The sequence below is a fragment of the Rhodococcus sp. MEB064 genome, assembly GCF_000834565.1.
GTDB lineage: Bacteria > Actinomycetota > Actinomycetes > Mycobacteriales > Mycobacteriaceae > Rhodococcoides.
The window spans coordinates 45,649-66,668 of sequence record NZ_JXQS01000016.1 but is presented as its reverse complement, the minus strand read 5'-3'; the positions used below and the strand labels follow the sequence as shown (position 1 = coordinate 66,668).

The 21,020-nt window shown below is 66.6% G+C and carries 16 protein-coding genes; 6 read left to right on the top strand and 10 right to left on the bottom strand.

Translation table 11 applies throughout. From position 1 onward, the window contains the following. Positions 1–10: 10 nt before the first annotated feature. The 4 genes from RU01_RS08950 to RU01_RS08935 form a co-directional block, all read right to left on the bottom strand. Complete coding sequence (locus RU01_RS08950; protein WP_042574186.1) at positions 11–1,105, bottom strand: Fic family protein; 1,095 nt, start codon at positions 1,103–1,105, stop codon at positions 11–13. A 104-nt stretch (positions 1,106–1,209) separates the two neighbouring features. Then, positions 1,210–2,079, bottom strand: coding sequence for a metal ABC transporter permease (locus RU01_RS08945; protein ID WP_042574185.1), 870 nt, complete (start codon positions 2,077–2,079; stop codon positions 1,210–1,212). A gap of 5 nt (positions 2,080–2,084) precedes the next feature. Further along, on the bottom strand, positions 2,085–2,894 hold the full coding sequence (locus RU01_RS08940; RefSeq protein WP_042574184.1) for a metal ABC transporter ATP-binding protein: 810 nt from the start codon (positions 2,892–2,894) through the stop codon (positions 2,085–2,087). A 13-nt stretch (positions 2,895–2,907) separates the two neighbouring features. Continuing rightward, a complete protein-coding gene (locus RU01_RS08935; RefSeq protein WP_042574271.1) occupies positions 2,908–3,822 on the bottom strand; it encodes a metal ABC transporter solute-binding protein, Zn/Mn family in 915 nt (304 codons plus the stop codon). 184 nt (positions 3,823–4,006) lie between these two features. Here RU01_RS08935 and RU01_RS08930 point away from each other — a divergent pair, with 184 nt between their 5' ends. Next, a complete protein-coding gene (locus RU01_RS08930) occupies positions 4,007–5,095 on the top strand; it encodes a LacI family DNA-binding transcriptional regulator (protein WP_042574183.1) in 1,089 nt (362 codons plus the stop codon). Here RU01_RS08930 and otsB read toward each other — a convergent pair. Continuing rightward, complete coding sequence (gene otsB / locus RU01_RS08925; protein ID WP_042574182.1) at positions 5,092–7,644, bottom strand: trehalose-phosphatase; 2,553 nt, start codon at positions 7,642–7,644, stop codon at positions 5,092–5,094. The genes RU01_RS08930 and otsB overlap by 4 nt on opposite strands. Positions 7,645–7,938: 294 nt before the next feature. On the opposite strand from otsB, the gene RU01_RS22440 reads away from it, so the two are divergent. Together RU01_RS22440 and RU01_RS08915 are read left to right on the top strand one after the other, a co-directional pair. Continuing rightward, on the top strand, positions 7,939–8,232 hold the full coding sequence (locus tag RU01_RS22440) for a WhiB family transcriptional regulator (protein ID WP_042574181.1): 294 nt from the start codon (positions 7,939–7,941) through the stop codon (positions 8,230–8,232). A 129-nt stretch (positions 8,233–8,361) separates the two neighbouring features. Further along, complete coding sequence (locus RU01_RS08915; RefSeq protein ID WP_042574180.1) at positions 8,362–8,619, top strand: DUF2277 domain-containing protein; 258 nt, start codon at positions 8,362–8,364, stop codon at positions 8,617–8,619. A 7-nt stretch (positions 8,620–8,626) separates the two neighbouring features. On the opposite strand, the gene RU01_RS08910 is transcribed toward RU01_RS08915, so the two are convergent. Continuing rightward, complete coding sequence (locus RU01_RS08910) at positions 8,627–9,793, bottom strand: globin domain-containing protein (RefSeq protein WP_042574179.1); 1,167 nt, start codon at positions 9,791–9,793, stop codon at positions 8,627–8,629. A gap of 193 nt (positions 9,794–9,986) precedes the next feature. Between RU01_RS08910 and clpB the strand changes: the two genes are divergently transcribed. After that, positions 9,987–12,533, top strand: coding sequence for an ATP-dependent chaperone ClpB (gene clpB, locus RU01_RS08905; RefSeq protein WP_042574178.1), 2,547 nt, complete (start codon positions 9,987–9,989; stop codon positions 12,531–12,533). A 1-nt stretch (position 12,534) separates the two neighbouring features. Here clpB and RU01_RS08900 read toward each other — a convergent pair whose 3' ends face one another. Genes RU01_RS08900 through RU01_RS08890 form a run of 3 tightly spaced genes read right to left on the bottom strand, consistent with a single transcriptional unit; the run spans position 12,535 to position 17,168 of the window. Continuing rightward, complete coding sequence (locus RU01_RS08900) at positions 12,535–13,707, bottom strand: GTP-binding protein (RefSeq protein WP_042574177.1); 1,173 nt, start codon at positions 13,705–13,707, stop codon at positions 12,535–12,537. A gap of 22 nt (positions 13,708–13,729) precedes the next feature. Continuing rightward, positions 13,730–15,517, bottom strand: coding sequence for an EAL domain-containing protein (locus RU01_RS08895; RefSeq protein ID WP_052493191.1), 1,788 nt, complete (start codon positions 15,515–15,517; stop codon positions 13,730–13,732). Between the two features lie 46 nt (positions 15,518–15,563). Further along, positions 15,564–17,168, bottom strand: coding sequence for an MFS transporter (locus RU01_RS08890; protein ID WP_042574176.1), 1,605 nt, complete (start codon positions 17,166–17,168; stop codon positions 15,564–15,566). 129 nt (positions 17,169–17,297) lie between these two features. On the opposite strand from RU01_RS08890, the gene RU01_RS08885 reads away from it, so the two are divergent. After that, positions 17,298–17,864, top strand: a complete 567-nt coding sequence (locus RU01_RS08885; RefSeq protein WP_042574175.1) for a TetR/AcrR family transcriptional regulator — start codon at positions 17,298–17,300, stop codon at positions 17,862–17,864. Positions 17,865–18,616: 752 nt separating this feature from the next. Here RU01_RS08885 and RU01_RS08880 read toward each other — a convergent pair. Continuing rightward, positions 18,617–20,023 (bottom strand): amino acid permease, encoded by a 1,407-nt coding sequence (locus RU01_RS08880; RefSeq protein WP_042574174.1) that lies wholly within the window; start codon positions 20,021–20,023, stop codon positions 18,617–18,619. 136 nt (positions 20,024–20,159) lie between these two features. On the opposite strand from RU01_RS08880, the gene RU01_RS08875 reads away from it, so the two are divergent. Next, on the top strand, positions 20,160–21,008 hold the full coding sequence (locus tag RU01_RS08875; protein WP_052493190.1) for a DUF5666 domain-containing protein: 849 nt from the start codon (positions 20,160–20,162) through the stop codon (positions 21,006–21,008). The last annotated feature ends 12 nt before the right edge of the window (positions 21,009–21,020 follow it).

The window sequence follows — 21,020 nt, the reverse complement described above, 5'->3', positions numbered from 1 at the left end:
AAGTTTCTTGCTACTGGCGGTCGTGGGGTCGCACGAGCAGTCGGAGAAACTCTCGGTTGATGAACAGTCGGTCCCGCCCGACCTTGCTCTCTTGCAACATCCCTGCGCCGACAAGTGCTGAGAGCCAACTTGTCGCTGTCGGTCGGGACACGCCACATCTCGAGACGACCGTGCTGATTCGGCAGTACGGCTGCTCGAAGAGAACTGACTGGAATTCGGAATCTGCACCGCCCTTGGAGACTGCGCGCGCCCGGTGGCTGAAGTCTTCCTGGAGTGCGCGGATGGCGTGCACCGTGTGAAGCGTGTCGTTGGACGTCCGTTCGACACCGGCGAGAACGTACAGAACCCACGCTTCCCACGCCGCGTCCGACGTGACCTCGAGCAGCAATCGGTAGTAGTCGTTCTTGGTGTCGATGATGTACCGCGAGAGGTAAAGCACCGGCATTCTGAGGAGCCCGGCTTCGATCAAGAGCATGACGTTGAGGATTCGTCCGGTTCGACCGTTGCCGTCGGCGAAGGGGTGAATTGCCTCGAACTGATAGTGGGCGACGGCCATCCGGACCAACGGGTCCATGCCGTCGTCATCGTGTATGAATCGTTCCCACGCGCTGAGCTTCTCCTCGATCAGCGCACGCCCTTCGGGTGGGCTGTACACGACCTCGCCGGTGGTCGGGTTGCCGATACGCGTGCCGGGAATTGTCCGGACCTGCATCTCTCGGCCCTTGATGATGCTGCATACATCGATCGCAGTGGACGTCGTCAAGCCTCGCTCGGTGGTTCGATCGAAACCGATTTTCAGAGCAGTCCGATATCTGAGGGTCTCACGGGTGGCGGGGTCGGCACCGGCATCGTCGTCCAGGTGCCGGAAGAGTTCGTCCGTCGTGGTGACGATGTTCTCGATCTCCGAGCTGGCTTGAGCTTCGAGGATCGGAATGGAGTTGATGAGCACCGTCGGATTCGGTATCGATACGACCGCCTGATCCAGCTTCGCGAGTGCAGTGTTTGCCGCGATGGCAGCCTTGAGGACTGCGCGGGTCTCGAGCTCGTCGGCGCCGGGAGGTGGAGGAAGCTCGTTGAACGGGATGTCGGGTTGCCACGCTGCCATGCGGAGACGATGACACGCTGACTGATATATGTAAAGAAAGTGCTCAATTTTTTACATATCAGCCAGAAGTGCAAACTTTCTTCCTCGGTCTCCCCACTCGTCTGTCAGGCGACGATGGTCTTGCGTGCCGGGGTGCGACGACCCACCGCCCGGCAGACGAGGTAGATCACGAACGAGATGGTGGTGACGAACGTCGAGACGGGGACGCCCGGCGCGAGGGAGAGCAGGATGCCGCCCACCGCGGCGGTCTCGGCGAACAGGATCGACAGCCAGGTGGCGGTGACCGGGTTGGCCGTCACCCGCGACGCCGCGGCGGCGGGGGTGATCAGGAGCGAGAGCACCAGGAGGGCGCCGACGATCTGCACTCCCAGCGCGCAGGCGACGCCGACGAGAACGGCGAAGACGATGGACAGCAGTCGCATCGGGACACCACGTGCCTCGGCGCCCTCGGGATCGGTGCTGGCGAACAGCAGCGGCCGGTAGACCACGAACAGCACCACGATGACGACGAGGGCGACGGCAAGCAACAGCGTGAGACCGGTGCTGCCGACGCCGACGATCTGGCCGACGAGCAACGAGAAGCTGGTGCCGGTGCGGCCGGGATAGGCCCACAGGAACAGCACCGACAGGCCGAGTCCGAAGCTCATGATGACGCCGATGACGGAGTCGCGCTCACGGGCTCTGCGTCCGAGCAGCGCGAACAGCACGGCGGCGATGACAGATCCCAGGATGGCACCGACGCCGACCGCGAGGCCGACGAGCAGGGCTGCCGAGGCGCCGGTCAGGGACAGCTCGGACGAGCCGTGCACGGCGAAGGACCACTGACGGCTGACGATCAGCGGACCCAGTGCGCCCGCCAGGACACCGAGGATGGCGGCGGCGATCAGTGCTTGCTGCACGAAGTCGTAGCCGAGGAGGTCGGCGGTGGTGCCGAAGTCGAGAGCTTTGCTCAGTGCGTCGATGACCTTGTCCACTGGCCTCAGATTTCGTTGTCGAGATGGTGTGCGCAGTCGCCGCCCGCGGCACCGAGAGCGTCCATGGCGTCGCCGGTTCCGACCACGACGAGACGGCCGCGCACGCGAAGCACCTCGACGTCGGTGTCGTACAGCTCCGAGAGCACCTCGGACGTCATGACGTCCTCGGTGGTGCCGATGCGGAACTTGCCGTCGACGAGGTAGACGATGCGGTCGACGATCGGCAGGATCGGATTGATCTCGTGCGTCACGAAGACGACGGACGTGCTGTGCGAGCGTCGGCGTTGATCGATCAGGTGCGCGACGACCTGCTGGTTGGCCAGGTCGAGGCTCAGGAGCGGCTCGTCGCAGAGCAGCACGTCCGGGTCGCCGACCAGTGCCTGTGCGACGCGCAGACGTTGCTGTTCTCCACCGCTCATCTGCCCCAGGGGCGCATCGGCGAAGGCCTGTGCGCCGACCGAGGCGATGGCGGCGTCGACGGCCTCGCGGCGGGCGTGACGCCCACGGAACCCGATGCCCCAGCGGTGGCCGTCCCACCCGAGTCCGACGAAGTCGCGGCCGCGCAGCGGCACTCCCTCGTCGATCGCCTTCTGCTGGGGGATGTAGCCGATGGACGAGCGTCCGCCGGCGATGCTGGCGGTTCCGGAGGTGAGGGACGTCTGCCCGAGAAGCACCTTGAGCAGGGACGTCTTTCCCGACCCGTTGGGGCCGAGGACGGCGACGAATTCTCCCGGTGCGACGGTCAGGTCGAGATCGGACCACAGGACACGCTCGCCGTACGCGAGCGTCGCCCCGGTCAATTGGACGGACGTCATCGCCGCACTCGCGTCACGAGGTGACACCCAGCGCGTCCGCGAGGTCCTGCGCGGCGGTGCGCTGCCACGAGACGTAGTCCTGCCCGGCGGGCAGGGTCTCGGTGACCTCGACGACGGTGATGCCGTTCTCCTCGGCGATGCGGCGGACATCGGCCGTCACGGCGTCCTCGGTCTGGATGTTGTAGACCAGGACGTCGACACCCTTGCTGCTGAACAGGTCGCGCGTGGCAGCGACAGCGGCGGGCGAGGGATCGTTGCCCTCCTCGATGGCGTCCTCGAAGTCCTCGGGGGTCTTGTCGTCCACCCCGGCTCCTTCCAGCAGGTAGTGCGCGATCGGCTCCGTCTGCGCGACGGGTGCGCCCGGCTTCTGCTGGGCGATGCGATCCGTGATGTCGGTGATCTCGTGGATGTCGTCGTGGAACGCCGCGGCGTTCTCGGTGTAGTACGCCGCGTTGTCGGGGTCGACCTTACCGAGTTCCTCGGCGATCGCCTCCGCGGTGGCCGCGGCGATCTCGGGGTCGTACCAGACGTGCTCGTTGGTCTCGCCCGAATGGTCGTGGGCACCCGCCTCGTCGGCATGGTCGGCGTCGTCCGCGTGCCCCTCGAGCAGCGAGTACGCGTCGACGGAGGGCACGTCTCCCGCGGAGGCGAGAACGTCGTCGACGAACTCGTCGTAACCGCCGCCGTTGTAGACGACGAGGGATGCCTCCGACAGCGCAGCGGCGTCGCCCGGGCTGGCCTCGTAGGAATGTGGGTCGGCCGACGGGTCGGCGATGATCGCGGTGACGTCGGCGCGGTCGCCCGCGACGGACTCGGCGACGGAGCCCCACACGTTCGTCGACGCGACGACGGTCGGTCGCCCACCTTCGGCACTGCCACCGTCCGAGGAACTGCATCCGACCAGCGCCGTCGCCGTGAGGGCTGTCATGCCGAGCGCGGCGACAGCGGTGCGAAGGGGGATTCGGGCGGGTGCGTACACGGCGGGTGCTCCTGGGTTGTTGGTCTGTTATCGCTAATGGAAACCGTTGTCACGACCATACCGGCCGACCTGCCCGAAGACGAAACCGTCCCGTAGGCGACGTCGACGACTCGGAGCGGATACCGTCTCCTGCATGGCGAGGTCCACGGAACCGCGACGGATGGCCACGCTCGCCTCGCTGGCCGCCGAGCTCAACATCTCGCGTACCACCGTGTCCAACGCCTACAACCGCCCCGACCAGCTCTCGCCCGAGATGCGTCTACGGATCCTGGACGCGGCGCGCGCCCGCGGATACCCCGGCCCGGACCCCGTGGCCAGGTCGTTGCGGACCCGGCGCGCCGGCGCCGTGGGCCTGGTGCTCACCGAGGCGCTCAGCTATTCGTTCTCCGACCCGGCGGCCGTGCAGTTCCTGACGGGTCTCGCGGAGTCCTGCGAGCAGGCGGGCCGCGGCCTCCTTCTGATTCCCGCCGGTCCGGCCTCCACTCCCGAGGATGCTGCCGCCGTCGTCCAGCAGGCGGGTGTCGACGCGTTCGTCGTGTACTCGGTGTCGGACGACGATCCGCACCTGACCGCCGTGCGCGAGCGTCATCTGCCCACGGTCGTCTGCGATCAGCCGCGCGACGCCGCCGAGACGTCACTGGTCGGCATCGACGACAGGGCTGCGATGCGCGAGATCGCGGAACAGGTTCTTGCACAGGGACATACGCGCATCGCCGTGCTGTGTATGCGACTGCGTCGTGATCGACACGACGGTCCCGTAGACCGGGACCGGCGGGGCGCCATCACCTTCCACGTGCAGCGTGAGCGCATCGCCGGGATCGCGGATGCGATGACGGCGGCAGGCGTCGACCCCGACGTGGTCGTGGTGGAGCGCTTCGAGCACAGCCGCGCGGCGGGTCGCTCCGCCGCCGCCGAGGCGTTGAGGGCCGCGCCCGGCGCCACAGCGTTGATCTGTACGTCCGACGTCCTCGCGCTGGGAGCGCTCGATCACCTCGACTCCCTCGGCATCGACGTCCCGGGGCGGATGTCCGTCACCGGTTTCGACGGTGTCGACGAGGCCGTCCGCGTGGGGCTGACGACCGTCCGTCAGCCCGTGTTGGAGAAGGGGCGTCTGGTCGGCGAGATCGTGCTGGGCGTCAGCCACTCAGGGGTGGACCGGACCGAGCACCTCCCGACGCATCTGCTCGCCGGGGTGACGCTCGGCCCGGTGCGGACCGGCTAGCGGGCCAGCAGCTGGGCGCACCGCAGCAGCCCGAGGTGGCTGTAGGCCTGCGGGTGGTTGCCGAGCGAGCGTTCGGCGACAGGGTCGTATTCCTCGCTCAACAATCCCGTCGGACCTGCCGCGGCGACGAGCTGGGTGAACAGAGCTTCCGCCGGAAGTCGTTGCCCGATCAGCAGATACGCTTCCACCAGCCATGCCGCGCACAGGTGGAAACCGCCCTCGCCGCCGGGAAGGCCGTCGTCGTGGTGGTACCGGTACACCGTGGCGCCGCTGCGGAGTTCCGCCTCGGTGGCGACCACCGTGGCGGCGAAACGCGGATCACTGGGATCGATCAGACCGGACAGGCCGATGTGCAGGGTCGCGGCGTCGAGATCGGTGCCGCCGTACGCAGCGGTGAAGGACTGCGCCTCCTCGCTCCATCCCTTGTCCAGCACCTGTCGACGGATGACGTCGCGTAGCGTGCTCCACCCGAGTTGGGCGTCGCGGCTGTAGGTATCGGCGAGCCTGATGGCGCGATCGACCGTCAACCAGCACATCACCTTGGAGTAGACGTGGTGGCGCGGATTGCCGCGGATCTCCCAGATGCCGTTGTCGGGTTCGGACCATCTCCGTTCGACGGCGTCGACCATGGCGCACACGAGGTCCCAGTCCTGATCGGTCAGGATCTCGGTGTGTTCGGTGATGCCGCTCGCGGTGCGCGAGTCGGCCAGCGTCGTGATCAGGTCCACGATCGGACCGAACACATCGAGCTGCACCTGCTGATTCGCCGCGTTGCCGACGCGCACCGGACGCGACCCCGCGTAGCCGGGGAGCGCGTCGATGACGGCCTCGGGCGGCAGCGACTGGCCCCACAGCGTGTAGAGCGGATGCAACCGCTCGGGTCCGGTGACCGTCTGCAGGACGTCGTGCACCCACAGCAGGTAGTTCTCGGCTTCGGATCGCGAGCCGAGCGACACCAGTGCCGATGCGGTCAGGGCGGCGTCGCGCAGCCAGCAGTAGCGGTAGTCCCAGTTGCGGACGCCACCGATCTCCTCGGGAAGCGACGTGGTGGCGGCGGCCATGATGGCGCCCGAGTCGGCGTGCACCAGACCGCGCAGCGTCAGTGCGGACCGCTTCATCAGGTCGGGCTTGAGCTGCGGCAGGGTGAGTCCGGCCGCCCAGTCGTGCCAGTACGACTCGGCCTGCGCGCGGCGCTCGGGCTCCGGAACTTCCGACGGTCCCAGATCCGATGTACCGCAACGCAGTTCGAGCACGACCGGTCCGCCCGACGGATCGATCTCGGCGCGGGCGGTTTCCTGCCCGTGCTCGGTGGTCACGGTCCAGGAGATACCGGGTGCGCGCAGCACCATCGGATCGTTGGTGCCGAACACTCGGAGGCCGTCGTCCTCGGCCTGGAGCCGCACGCGTGCCTGGCCGAACTCGGGGCGGGGAGCGAACGTGACCACTGCCTTCGCCTTGCCCGTGATTACGCGCGTGAAGTCGGTGCGGTCCCGCGGGACGTCGTGCGCGAGGTAGTCGTCGACCTGCAGGCTCGCCCACCGTGTCTGCACCGTCATGGTGCTGTCGAGGTACTGCTGACTGAGCGGCAGCGACGCACGCGCCGGTCCGACGGTGAAGTGGCCGGCCTCGTCGCCTCCGAGAAGGTGCGCGAACGCGGCTGCGGAATCGGGCTCCGGGTGACACAGCCAGGTCAGTCCGGCCTCCGGAGTCAACAGCGCGACCGATCGTGGGCTGGCGAGCATCGTCAGCCGCTCGATGCGGGGAGCGTCCGCACCCGACAGCCAACGGCGGCGCTCCTCGTAGAGGAAGGCGAGCGCGGCGGCGACCTCCTCGGTGCTCTCGACGCGGTACTTGGCCAGCGATTCGCCGTCACCGACCTTGACACCCACGTCGGGACCGTGGAGGCGTCGGAAAGCCTTCTCGTCGGTGACGTCGTCGCCGAAGAAGACCGCGGCGGACGCCCCGTCCTGATGGCGCAGGATGTCCAGTGCCTGGCCCTTGTCGGTGACGATCACGGCGAGCTCGATGACGGACTTGCCCTCGGTGACCTGCACGCCGTCCCAGGTGGCGGCGCCGGCGCGAACCTCGTCGAGCGCTCGCGCGCCCGCCTCCGGGTCGGCGTTGCGCACATGGAGGGCCGCGCTGGCGGGTTTGGTCTCGACCGAGATGTGCTCGGCGCGGGAGGCGATCGACCTCAGTTCGGAGACGACTCGTTCGAGAAGAGCCGTGGCCTCGCTACCGAGTTCGGTGACGAAGCCGGCGTCGAACTCGGAGCCGTGGCTTCCGACGAGCTGCACCTCGACGGGCAGGCGGGAGAGGATCGCCAGATCCCGCAGTGCGCGCCCGGAGATGACCGCTGCCTGTGTGCCGTCCAGGCCGGCGAGTGCACGCAGCGCTCGAACCGACTCCGGGAGCGGGAACGCCTTCTGCGGGTCCGACACGAACGGCGCCATGGTGCCGTCGTAGTCCGACGCGACCAGCAGTCTCGGGACCCGCGCGACACCGACGAGTGCGCGGCGGAGATCGAGTGGGAGGTCCACTGCACTCACAGCGCACACCCGTGACGGCGGCGACCTGTACGGCAGCGAGCGGGACGACAACCAGGGCTTCTCACGAGGTCAAACTTAAGGGAGAGCGGGCCGTCGCGCCGCATCGGGGATCGAGGCTCAGCAGTTGTGCACCCGGGGGTCCGGCGATGTCGGCGGGTTCGGCGATTATCTGTAACTCGTCGATACGTCCTGGAGGTGTCTCCCGAATATGCGGCATTAACTTTTTGGACGATTGTTCGTAATGTAATACTGACAGCGTGACGTCGCATACGAGGCGAACTAACGAGGAGCGTCATGTCCAAGCCTGTCGAGTTACCCGAACCTATAGCCACGACCTGGGAGTGGCAACTGCACGGACTGTGCCGCGGGATGGATTCCGCAGTGTTCTTCCATCCGGAAGGTGAACGGGGACATAAGAGAACGGCCCGTGAGGAGCAGGCGAAGCGCGTCTGCCAACAATGCCCGGTGATGCAGCGGTGCCGCGAGTACGCGGTGGCTGCGGGGGAACCGTACGGCGTCTGGGGCGGATTGTCGGCTCCCGAGCGTTCGCTGATCGAAGGACTCCAGGATGTCCGCGCAATCGGTTGAACGAATGAATTCACGGTGATCGAAAACGGCGTAAAGCTTGGAATGTCAGAATATTCGAGCTAAACACCTGTACGTCGTAAACCCGATGGTCGTTGTCCGGGTCTGGCTGCAGGTCTACGCTCGCCTGGCATGTGCAGAAACATCACCGAGCTGCGCGGCCTCGAGCCCGCGGCGACGGACGAGGAGATCGAAGCGGCTGCCCGGCAGTTCGTGCGCAAGGTCAGCGGGCTGCGGACCGTCTCGGATGCCAACCGTGCCGCGTTCGAGTCGGCGGTCGCCGAGGTGACGGAGACGACGACCCGACTGTTGGGTGTCCTGCCGCCCCGGAAGCAACCGCCACAGACAGTGCCGCCGCTACGGCGACTGGCACACGCGCATCCGCACTGACCCGGATTCAGCCCAGGGGATCGTGCTGGACGTTCTGCATCGGGGTTCCCACCCGCCGCAGCGCGTACAGCGTCGTGCGGACCATCGACGGTGACCCGCACACCTGGATCTGCCGGTCCGCCCACGATCCGAACCGTGTGACCACCTGACCGAGCTTGCCCACCATCGTGTGGTTGAGGCCGGGCGGGAACTCCCGCGCCGGGCCGGGACGCCACCACGGCTCTTCCGGGTGCTCGACGACGGGGACGACGGTGAGCCACGGGTTGGTCCGCGCCAGATCCCACAGGGTGTCCAGGTCGTAGAGGTCGCTCGGATACTCGCCGCCGACGAACAGGTGGACCCGCGGAGTGCGACTGCGCATCGCCATCGCCATGAGCTGGGCACGCAGCGGCGCGATCCCGGTTCCCCCGGCGACCATCAGCACGTCCGGGCTGCCGGGCGCGGTGTCCAGGCTGAGACCGCCCAGGGGTGGGCCGAGCAACCATCGGTCGCCGACCACCGTCTCGGACACGATGGCGGGACTGACCCACCCGGCGGAGACCCGGCGGACGTGGAACTCGATGCCGCGGTAGTCGTTCGGCGCGATCGCGGGGGACAGGTATCGCCACATGCGCGGCCGCTGCGGGATCTGGACGCTGAGGTACTGGCCGGCCTCGAACGGGATGTCGTCGTCGGTCTGCAACCGGACGACGGCGAGATCCTCGAGAAGCCGATGATGTTCGACGACGGTGGCACCCCAGTAGGGCGGCAGGTCCTCGGTGTCCGCGCCCACGGCCATCGAATTGCAGATGATCGACACGACGCGAGCCCACGCATCGTCCGTGTCCGACGTCCACGTCGACTCGTCACCCGAGATGCGGAACGCCTCCACCAGCGCGTTCCGGGCGGCGAGGAAGTGCGCTCCGGTGAGTCCGTGCTTGCGGTGATCGCGACCCAGCTGGTGTAGGAACGGCAGGAACTCGCTGTCGTCGAGGTGTGTGACCACGTAGTCGACGGCACGGACGAGGCGGTGCCTCTGCTGGTCCATCGCCGCCGGGAAGTAGCCGCGGAAGTCGGGATGTTCGGCGAAGAGGCGCGCGTAGAAGGCCTTGGCGACGGACTCGGCGCCGTCGTCCGCCGACAGCACGGCAGCTACTCCGGCACGCACGTGCGCGAGGGCCTGTGCGTCGAGCAATGGGCACCTTCATCGTGTTCGAGTGACGGGTGGGGTTCGCCCTCGAGACTACTGGTCCTCACCGACGTGCGGCGAGCCTCCCGCTGTCCTGCGTGTTGGACCGTCAACTAACTTGAGCGGAATAGACTCAAGTCCGGTATGGTTGATCCCGGCGACACCAGGTTCGACATGCACGACAGAAGGAAGGTGACCGGTGGACTCGTTCACACCCACAACGAAGACCCAGGCAGCGCTCACCGCTGCACTGCAATCAGCATCGGCAGCGGGAAACCCGGACATCCGGCCGGCTCATCTGCTCGTCGCTCTGCTCGACCAGACCGACGGCATCGCAGGTCCCCTCCTGAAAGCTGTCGGCGTCGATCCCGCCGTCGTGCGCAAGGACGCTCAGTCCCTGGTCGACCGCATGCCGTCGGCGACCGGGTCGACCACGCAACCCCAACTGGGGCGCGAGGCTCTGGCCGCCATCACCGCGGCCCAGCATCTGGCCACCGAACTCGACGACGAGTACGTCTCCACCGAACACATGGTGGTCGGACTCGCGACGGGTGACTCCGACGTCGCCCGCATCCTGCAGGGCCACGGCGCGACGTCCGCAGCACTGCGCGATGCGTTCACCACGGTCCGCGGCAGTGCGCGTGTGACCAGTCCCGATCCGGAGGGCACCTACCAGGCTCTCGAGAAGTATTCGACCGATCTGACCGATGCCGCGCGCAGCGGCAAGCTCGACCCGGTCATCGGGCGCGACACCGAGATCCGTCGCGTCGTGCAGGTCCTGTCCCGTCGCACCAAGAACAACCCGGTGCTGATCGGTGAACCCGGCGTCGGCAAGACCGCCATCGTCGAAGGCCTCGCCCAGCGCATCATCGCCGGCGACGTGCCGGAGAGTCTGCGCGGAAAGACCGTCGTGTCCCTCGACCTCGGATCGATGGTCGCCGGCGCGAAGTATCGCGGAGAGTTCGAGGAGCGGCTCAAGGCCGTCCTGGACGACATCAAGAACTCGGCCGGACAGGTCATCACGTTCATCGACGAGCTGCACACCATCGTCGGCGCCGGCGCGACCGGTGAATCCGCGATGGATGCGGGCAACATGATCAAGCCGATGCTCGCCCGCGGTGAGCTGCGGCTCGTCGGCGCGACCACTCTCGACGAGTACCGGAAGTACATCGAGAAGGACGCGGCCCTCGAGCGCCGGTTCCAGCAGGTGATGGTCGGGGAGCCGTCCGTCGACGACGCCGTCGGCATCCTCCGCGGACTCAAGGAGCGGTACGAGGTGCACCACGGTGTGCGCATCACCGACTCCGCGTTGGTCGCCGCCGCGACGTTGTCCGACCGCTACATCACGTCGAGGTTCCTGCCCGACAAGGCGATCGACCTCGTGGACGAGGCCGCGTCGCGTCTGCGCATGGAGATCGATTCGCGGCCTGTCGAGATCGACGAGATCGAACGCGTCGTGCGTCGGCTCGAGATCGAGGAGATGGCGCTGGCCAAGGAGACCGACGACGCGTCGAAGGCTCGCCTCGAGAAGCTGCGCGGAGAACTGGCCGACAGCAAGGAGAAGCTCGCCGAGCTCAGCACACGGTGGCAGAACGAGAAGAACGCCATCGATTCCGTCCGAGATCTCAAGGAGCAGTTGGAGTCTCTGCGCGGAGAGTCCGAGCGCGCCGAGCGCGACGGTGATCTGGGCAAGGCCGCCGAACTGCGATACGGACGCATTCCCTCGCTCGAGAAGGAGCTCGCGGAGAAGACCGCGGCCACCGTCCCGCAAGGCGACGTGATGCTCAAGGAGGAGGTCGGGCCGGACGACGTCGCCGACGTCGTCGCCGCATGGACCGGCATCCCCGCCGGGCGCATGCTCGAAGGCGAGACCGCCAAGCTCCTGCGCATGGAGGACGAGCTGGGCAAGCGCGTGGTCGGCCAGGCCGACGCCGTGCAGGCAGTGTCCGATGCGGTCCGCCGGGCTCGTGCCGGCGTCTCCGACCCCAACCGTCCGACCGGATCGTTCCTCTTCCTGGGCCCGACGGGTGTGGGCAAGACGGAACTCGCGAAGACGTTGGCGGACTTCCTGTTCGACGACGAGCGCGCGATGATCCGCATCGACATGAGCGAGTACAGCGAGAAGCACTCGGTGGCCCGTCTGGTCGGTGCTCCTCCGGGATACGTCGGGTACGAGGCCGGTGGCCAGCTGACCGAAGCGGTGCGGCGTCGCCCCTACACGGTGGTGCTGTTCGACGAGGTCGAGAAGGCTCACCCGGACGTCTTCGACATTCTGCTCGCCGTCCTCGACGAAGGCCGTCTGACCGACGGTCAGGGTCGGACCGTCGACTTCCGCAACACGATCCTGATCCTCACCTCGAACCTCGGTGCGGGTGGCGACAGGGAGCACGTGATGGCGGCGGTGCGCAGCGCGTTCAAGCCCGAATTCGTCAACAGGCTCGACGATGTCGTGGTCTTCGACCCGCTGAGCGAGGAGCAGTTGGAGTCGATCGTCGACATCCAGCTCGAACAGCTGCAGCGTCGGTTGTCGACACGCAGGCTCACACTCGACGTCACCCCGTCCGCTCGGTTCTGGCTGGCCGTCCGCGGATACGACGCGCAGTACGGCGCACGTCCGTTGCGTCGATTGATCCAGCAGGCGATCGGCGATCAGCTGGCCAAGCTGTTGCTCGCCGGCACGATCGTCGACGGAGACACCGTCGTGGTGGGTGTCTCCGAGGGCGGAGATGCGCTCGAACTGAGCTGATCTACAGCGCGTGAGCGTGCATATCGACAGTCCACGTGGGCAGCGGGTCCGGATAGCCTCTCCAGGCGTCCGGGCCCGCTGCTATTTCGTCGTCCGTCAGAACTGCCGCGCGGAGAATCGACTCGACGTCCGTGTCCTGCAACCGGATACCGATGACGACGATCTCCTGGCCCGCCGGCACGTCGATCTCGCTCCACGGCTGTGCGCCGTCGATCGTCAGGGCCGGTCCCGCCTGTGACCACACCGCCGCTCGGTCCGGCCTGCTCGCGATCCAGCAGAAACCCTTGCTGCGCAACACACCCTGTAGTCCGTCGAGTGCGGACGCGAGCCGGGTCGGATGGAAGGGACGATCGGAAACGAAGACGGTGCTCGAGATCCCGAACTCCTGCGTCTCCGGAAGGTGGGTGCCGGCGATCTCGTCGTCCCAGCCCGGTGCGTGCAGGGCTGCCTCCGGGTCGTAGAGGCCCGTGTTCAGCACGCGCAGGGGGTCCACCGCTCCACGCGTCGTCACGACGACGTCGGCACGCGGATTCAGTCGTCGCACAGCAGCTTCGGTGGCACCCGCCAGCGCCTCGGAGACGAGGTCGGTTTTCGTCAACAGAACGATGTCCGCGAACTCGACCTGGTCGACCAGCAGATCCGAGATCGATCGTTCGTCACCGTCGGCCACGTCGAGGTCGCGAGTGTCGAGGGTGTCGCCTCGGGAGATCTCGGCCAGGAAGGTCGACGCGTCGACGACGGTCACCATGGTGTCCAACCTGGCCAGCGTGCCGAGGCTGACGGGGGAGTCGCCGTCGGCACCGTCGAAAGTCCAGTCGAACGATGCGGCGACGGGCATGGGTTCGGATACTCCCGTCGATTCGATCAGCAGATAGTCGATGTCACCTGCCGATGCCAACTCGCCGACAGCCTCGATCAGGTCCTCTCTGAGCGTGCAGCAGATGCAGCCGTTGGTGAGTTCGACGAGACGTTCCTCCGTGCGGTGAACGCTGGTCGTACCGGTGACGGAACCGTCGAGAAGTCGCGCGTCGATGTTGATCTCACTCATGTCGTTGACGATCACCGCGACTCGTAGACCGTCGCGGTTCGCCAGGATGTGCTCCATCACGGTCGTCTTCCCCGCACCGAGGAATCCGGACAGGACGGTGACGGGCAGCAGGGATCGTGAGGTCATGCCTTAATGATAATCGTTGTCATCAACGGCGGATGGGCGGGGTGGTCGTCCTCAGCGCCGATGCCGCGGGCAGCGGCCTGCCCAGCAGATATCCCTGCACCATGTCCGCGCCCACCTCACGGGCCGTCGCCAGTTCCTCGGGAGTCTCCACGCCCTCGAAGATGCAGATCGCGCCGATCTCACGGCTGAAGGTCGAGACGGAGATCGCCGCCGCCCGGCGCATCGGGTCGGAATCGATCCCGCGCACGATCGAGGCGTCGAGCTTGACCACGTCCGGACGCAGCTCGACCAGCTGCCGGAGCCCCGAATATCCCGATCCGACGTCGTCGACGGAGATGAGAACCCCTGCGCGTCTGAGCATGTCGACCGCGACGCCCATGCCGTCGTAGTCCTCGATGCGGTCACGCTCGGTGACCTCGACGACCCACTGTCGGCGGACCATGTGGTCGACGAGACTGCCGGCGAGGTCGGTGGACAGAATCGTGTCGGCGGATGCATTGACCGCGACGAACGCCCCGTCGGGCAAGGGTGCCGACGCCGTGATGGCGGCGTCGATGGCGCAGACCTCGAGCTCGACCCGCAGTCCGACGGTGTTCGCGTCGATGAACCACGTCTGCGGAGATCCGTGCCCGTCGGGGAAGCGGGACAACGCCTCGTATCCGACGACGTCGCCGGTGCCGGCGGTACAGACCGGCTGGAACACGATGTCCGGCCCGCCGTCGGCGATCAGCGCCGAGATGCGGTCGTGGATGGACTGATCGGCGGTCGAACCCTGCAGCCGCGCCGCATGACGCCGATGCATCGTGGCTTCCGCTCGGGTCATCAGACGGTGCAAGGTCGACCCGGCGTCCGCGTGTGGATCCACGGCTTCGGTGATCGATCCCGTCGTCAGGGTGACCGGTGCGCTGCGCAACGTCGTCGATTCGAGCGCGGCGCCGAGTGCTCGGCTCTCCTCGCGGCCCGACTCCTCGCTCCGTGCGCGATGTACGCACAGGAACTCGGACGTGGACAGCCGGGCCAGAAGTGCCTCGGTCGGCGACGCATCGACGAGTCGCTCGGCGATCTCCACGAGCACCTCGACGGAACTGTCGCGGCCGAAACGCTGATCGACGTCGGCGAAATCCGCGACATCTACGACGGTGGCGGCCATCGTCCACGGTCCGTGCGAGCCCTGGGCGCTCTGCGACATCGACGACATCCGGTTGTAGAGACCGCGTCGGGTCAGCAGGCCCGTCAGCGGATCGCGTTGCGCCGCATCGACCTGTCGCCGGAGGAAGGCGACATACATGCGGATGGCGAACGGCGTCGCGAACATGCTGCCCAGTGCCAGGGTGCGCGAGAGCGTCACCCACACCTCCGTGCCGTCCCGCAGGGACAGAACCGTCAACACTCCCAGGACGCACAAGGAGTACGCCACGTGCAGGACCAAGGTCCTGGTGCCGGTGAACGCCGCCGCGAACAAGGACACCAGGACCAGGACGGCGATGGACGGCATCGACAGGAAGGCCGACTGGAACATCGCCATGACGGCGACGACTCCGATGTCCGCGTAGATCACGTACGCCGTCTCGAAGTGCGGCAGACGTTTCTCGGTGAGCCAACCCAGCGCCACCGGGATGGTGGTGAGCGAGAAGATCAGGATGAGTATCGCGCCGCCGGGACGGAGGTAGTCGGACGGCATGAGAACCAATCCGCACACCCCGACGATCAACGTGCTGACGGCGATGACCGCTCGTGAGCGCTCCGCCGGCCTGGGTGTCAGCGCGAGGAAGGACAGCGCGGGATCGGGGCTGATCCGCTGTGATCTCACGAGGCTCGTTTCCGCGGTCGGCACTGTCGACGGGTCGAGCCAGACCTTACCGCCGGGAAACCCGCGCTGCGGCCAGAACCGAGTCGGCGGCGGGCTTCCACGGCATGAAGATCGCCACTGCCACAGCGCACGCCAGGCACGCGGACACCGTGACGTACGACGCGAACTGGAATCCTTCGAGGCTCGCGGACTTCATCGCAAGTATCAGGTCGGCCTTCTGCTGCTCGAACAGCGACGGTGTGGGCCGTTTCGCCATCTCGATCACGGCGATGACGGTTTCCCGAGCAAAACCCTTCTCGCCGTCCGTCATCAGCGTCGACGGCACCGCGTCGACCAAGGGAGAGACACGGGACGTGTAGATCGACGCCACGATCGAACCGAGAACCGCCACGCCGAGGGTGCCGCCGATCTCGCGCGTCGTGTCGTTGACGGCCGATCCCGCTCCCGCACCGTCGAGGTCGACGGCCGACATGATCGAATCCGTCGCCGGTCCTTGGACTATCGCGAGTCCGAGGCCCATCAGCACCATCGAGAGCAGCACGGGACCGAAGTACGGAGTGTCCACCGTGGTCTGTCCGGCGATGAACATTCCGGCGCTGACGATCATCAGGCCGACGACGATGACGGCGGTCGTTCCGATGCGCTGGGCGATGAGAGTCGCCACGGGAGCACCGACGGCGACGGCCACGGCGAACGGGAGCGAGTGCAGACCGAATTCGAGCGGCGAGTATTCGCGGACGCCCTGGAAGTACTGCGTGATCATGAACAGGAACCCGAACATCGAGAAGTATCCGACGGCGATGGACAAGGCCGGGAGCGAGAAGCGTCTGTTCGAGAACAGCGATAGATCGAGAACGGGAGCGCCGGTTCGCTTCTCCCAGAGGATGAATCCGGCGATCGCGACGGCCGACAGCAGGTATCCCGCGAGGGAGTAGGCCGAGAGCCACCCGCGGTGCGGAGCTTCGATGATGGTCCACACCAGGGCGGTGATGGCCACGAGAGACGAGATCAGCCCGATGGTGTCGAATCGTCCGACATGTTCGGCGCGTGATTCCGGGATGAACGCACGTGCGGCGGCGGCCACCAGCAGCGCGACGGGGACGTTGATCCAGAACACCGAGTGCCACGAGAAGTGCTCCAGCAGATAGCCTCCCGCTGTCGGGCCGATGGCGATGGCGAAGCCGGCCATCGCGGTCCAGGCGGCGATGGCAAGGGCTTTCTCACGAGGATCGGTGAAGATCGTGATGATCATGGCCAACGTCGCAGGGAAAACGGCAGCGGCGAACACGCCCATGACGGCCCGTGCTGCGACGACCTGTCCGAGGTCGGACGAGAGCGCGCCGACGATGGACAGTGCGGCGACACCCAGCAGGCCGATGATCATGACGCGGCGACGGCCGTAGCGGTCCCCGAGGTGACCGAGTGCGAGGAGGAAGCCGGCGAAGGTCAGCGTGTACGCGTCGACCACCCACTGCAGTCCGCTCATCGATGTCTGCAGTTGCACGCCGATCGACGGCAGCGCGACGTTGACGATGGTGTTGTCGAGCACGACGAGAAGTTCTGCCGCGCAGATGACGAGGAGTGCCACGGCGCGACCTCGTCCCGACAGTCCCAGTCGTACAGGTTCGAGTGATGCGTGATGACGTGCCATGGGCCCTCGCTCCGAGTAGAGTTATGCGAACTGGCATAGAAGTGGAACGAAAGCTAGCCGTGTCGGGAAGTAACGGTCAACGACATGTGACGGCACGCACAAACGAGTAATCGAGGGGTCCCACACCACATGGCACGGACGTCGACGCGGCAGAAGATGATCACCAGCGCGGTGGAACTGCTCCGTGAGAGGGGCGCATCGGTGACTGTGGACGCGGTGCTCGAACGGAGCGGAGCGCCCAGAGGCTCTGTCTACCATCACTTCCCCGGCGGACGCGCCCAGATTCTCACCGAGGCGCTGGACGCGGCGGGCTCCGTGATCACCGGGTTCATCGAGTACTCCGCCGTGGACGGTCCGGTCGTGGCTCTGCACCGATTCGCCAACTTCTGGAAGACCACACTGGTGGACAGCGACTACATCGCCGGGTGCCCGGTAGCTGGAGCGACCCTCGGCGGCGGTGACGACAGCGACGCGATGCGCACAGGATCCGCCGCGATATTCGGCCGGTGGATCGACGCCATGACGGCAGCCCTCGAACGCGAGGGCGTGGACTCCGACAGGGCCCGAAGGCTGGCATCGATGTCCATCTCGGCCTTCGAGGGCGCCATAATCCTGGCCAGGACCTTGCGGAGTGTCGAACCGATCGACGATGTCGTCGAAGAACTGAACTTGATGCTGGAGTCGTTGGCGCGGTAAGGGGCGCTGCAGGGGGTGTGCACACCCTTTCTGGTGAGCGCACACCCTGTACGGCTGACTGCAGAGGGTGTGCGGTTGATGGTGGGGGTGTGCGCACCTCTGTCATGGGTGCTCAGCGGTGCCGGGACGTGTCCGCCGCGGGCGCACTGCAGGGGTTGTGAACACCCTTTCTGGTGAGCGCACACCCTGTACCGCTGACTGCGGCAGGTGTGCGGTTGACGGAGGGGGTGTGCACTCGGTTGCCGTGGGTGCGCAGGGATGTCGGAGCCACACCGTCGCCGCCGGGTGCGCTGCCAATGGCGTGCGCCTTGCCCGTGAGTGCTCAGCGATGCCGAGACGTGGGCCTCCGCGTTGCCGGGTGTGTTGCTGGTGGTGTGCACACGGTTTCGGTGAAGCGCACACCCTCTACCGCTGACTGCAACAGGTGTGCGGTTCACGCAGCAGGTGTGCACTTGGGTGCGCAGCGGTGCCAGGAGCCCACACCCTTCGCCGTCGGGTGCGTTGCAGAGGGTGTGCACACCCACTCCCCGAAGCGCACACCCTCTACAGCTGACTGCAACAGGTGTGCGGTTCACGCAGCAGGTGTACGCACACGTTCGGTGCGGCGCAGTCCGGCGCCGGCCACCCCTCCGCAAAGCGCACACCCCCTCCGCAAAGCGCACACCCTCTACCGCCGGCTGCAAATGGTGTGCAGTTCACGCTGCAGGTGTGCACACCCCCTGCGGGGCCGCGACGACGCCCACCGATCCGACTCAGACGCGCACTGCCTCCCGCGAGGTCACGCGTCGCTGGCGCAGGATGCCGGCGACGACGGTGACGGCTGCCAGCACTGCGGACAGGCCTATCGCCGTGCGCTGCTCCGGCATGATCACCATCATCACCAGGACGAACACGATGAAGCCGATGGCGAGGTACGTCAGCCACGGGTACAGCCACATGCGCACCGGAGGCCGTCGATTCTCGCGATCGAGGGTGCGGCGCAACACGAGCTGGCTTGCCGCGATGGCCAGGTAGACGAACAGGGCGACGGCGCCCGTGGTCGCCAGCAGGTAGCCAAACAACTTCTCCGGCAACGCGTAGTTGCCCACCACGGCAACGAAACCCAGTGCGGTCGACGCCAATACGGACACGTACGGAACGCCGCGACCGGAGACCTTGCGCACCACTGCCGGGGCATCGCCGCGCTCGGACAGCGAGAACAGCATGCGGCTCGCCGTGTAGAGCGCAGAGTTCAGGCACGACGCCACCGCGGTGAGGATGACGACGTCCATGATGCGATCCGCGTGCGGGATGTTCATCTGGCCCAGAACGAACTGGTACGAACCGGTTTCGGCGTCGAGCTCCATGGACGGAACCAGCGCGACGACGATGAAGATCGAGCCGAGATAGAAGATCATGATGCGCCAGATGACGGAGTTGACCGCCCGCGTGATGCCCTTCTTCGGGTCCGGCGACTCGGCCGCGGCGATGGTGACGATCTCGGTGCCCATGAAGGAGAACATCGTCGTCAACATGGCGGCGATGACCGCTCCGAAGCCGTACGGCATGAAGCCGCCGTTGGCCCACAGGTTCGAGATGCCGCTGACGTCGCTCCCGGGCAGCAGTCCGAGAATCGCGAGCACACCCAGAACGATGAATCCGATGATCGCGACGACCTTGATCAGCGCGAACCAGAACTCGAACTCGCCGTAATTGCCGACGCTCAGAAGATTGGTGACGGTGAGAACCAGCGTGATGGCCAACGCCCAGATCCACTGGTCGCCGCCGATCCACGACGACATGATGAGCGCGCCGGCGGTGGCCTCGACGGGAATGACCAGCACCCAGAACCACCAGTACAGCCATCCGACGGAGAATCCGGCCCAATGTCCCAGTGCCCTCGTGGCATACGTGGAGAACGAGCCGGTGTCCGGATTCGCGGTGGCCATCTCGCCGAGCATCCGCATCACGAGGACGACGAGTATTCCGGCGAACAGATAGGACAGCAGCACCGCAGGGCCGGCGAGGTTGATCGCCGTGGCGGAGCCGACGAACAGTCCGGCCCCGATCACTCCGGCGATGGAGATCATCGTGATGTGCCGTGGTTTCAGGCTGGTGCCCAGTGAACCGGGTTGACCGGTCGAGGCGACTGGGTCCGCGTCCTTGTTGTCAATCGACATGGGAAGTCTCCTTGTGAGAAGCGAACCTTCCGAGTCGATCACATCGGACCGGTCGTCGCATGGTCACGGGACATCTCGTCCGGTATGCCCGAATAGGACCCGATTCGCCCACGCGCGGCGGGTCTACCCTGGTCGCATGACCACGCCGCGTGACAACGACGATTCGGCTCGTGACCGCGATCAGCCGACCGAGTACCTCGAGACAGGTCATCCGGGCTACACCTCGGACCCGACTCAGGCGTACGGCCGGCAGGAATACCGTCCGACCGAGGCATTGCCGACCGGCGACTACTTCGGCAACCAGCAGGGCTACCCGCAGCAGAACTACACCGGCCAACAGAACTACACCGGCCAGCAGGGCTATCCGCAGCAGAACTACACCGGCCAGCAGGGCTATCCGCAGCAGAACTACACCGGCCAGCAGGGCTATCCCCAGCAGGGCTATCCGCAACAGCCTCAGCAGTACGGCGAGGCACCCTTCCTCGACGACGGCAACGGCAAGGACCCGAAGTCACCGAAGACCGCGCTGATCGTCCTCGCGGCTCTGGTCGTCCTCGCGGTGGTGGGATTCGGGGCGTACCTGGTCTTCGACTCGCAGTCGTCCTCCCGCACTGCCGCGCCGGCCATCACGCCGCGCTCCGCGGCTCCTACGACGACGCCGCCGACCACGACACTTCCCGCGCCGACGTCCGGGTCACTGCCGGGACTGGACAGCATTCCCGGCGGTCTGGGGGAGGCGTTGGGATCGCAGGGCGCCTCCATCGGCACGATCACCTCCAACGACGGCACGACGATCGTCATGGACGGCATCGGCGGATCGTCGGTGACGGTGGTGACCGACGCGAACACCCAGATCGTGGCGCTGGGGGCGTCGACGGTCGCGGATCTGCAGCCGGGAACGTCGATCGTCGTGCAGGGCACACCGCTTGCCGACGGCCGCATCACCGCCGAGGTCATCGTCAGTACCGGTATCGGCTTCAACTGAAACAGCCGCGCC

Coding starts and splice junctions, on each gene's coding strand:
- RU01_RS08875 (WP_052493190.1), top strand. CDS start 20,160: ATGACCACGCCGCGTGACAACGACGATTCGGCTCGTGACCGCGATCAG.
- RU01_RS22440 (WP_042574181.1), top strand. CDS start 7,939: ATGTCCAAGCCTGTCGAGTTACCCGAACCTATAGCCACGACCTGGGAG.
- RU01_RS08885 (WP_042574175.1), top strand. CDS start 17,298: ATGGCACGGACGTCGACGCGGCAGAAGATGATCACCAGCGCGGTGGAA.
- RU01_RS08890 (WP_042574176.1), bottom strand. CDS start 17,168: ATGGCACGTCATCACGCATCACTCGAACCTGTACGACTGGGACTGTCG.
- RU01_RS08915 (WP_042574180.1), top strand. CDS start 8,362: ATGTGCAGAAACATCACCGAGCTGCGCGGCCTCGAGCCCGCGGCGACG.
- RU01_RS08880 (WP_042574174.1), bottom strand. CDS start 20,023: ATGTCGATTGACAACAAGGACGCGGACCCAGTCGCCTCGACCGGTCAA.
- RU01_RS08940 (WP_042574184.1), bottom strand. CDS start 2,894: ATGACGTCCGTCCAATTGACCGGGGCGACGCTCGCGTACGGCGAGCGT.
- RU01_RS08950 (WP_042574186.1), bottom strand. CDS start 1,105: ATGGCAGCGTGGCAACCCGACATCCCGTTCAACGAGCTTCCTCCACCT.
- RU01_RS08935 (WP_042574271.1), bottom strand. CDS start 3,822: ATGACAGCCCTCACGGCGACGGCGCTGGTCGGATGCAGTTCCTCGGAC.
- RU01_RS08900 (WP_042574177.1), bottom strand. CDS start 13,707: ATGACCTCACGATCCCTGCTGCCCGTCACCGTCCTGTCCGGATTCCTC.
- RU01_RS08930 (WP_042574183.1), top strand. CDS start 4,007: ATGGCGAGGTCCACGGAACCGCGACGGATGGCCACGCTCGCCTCGCTG.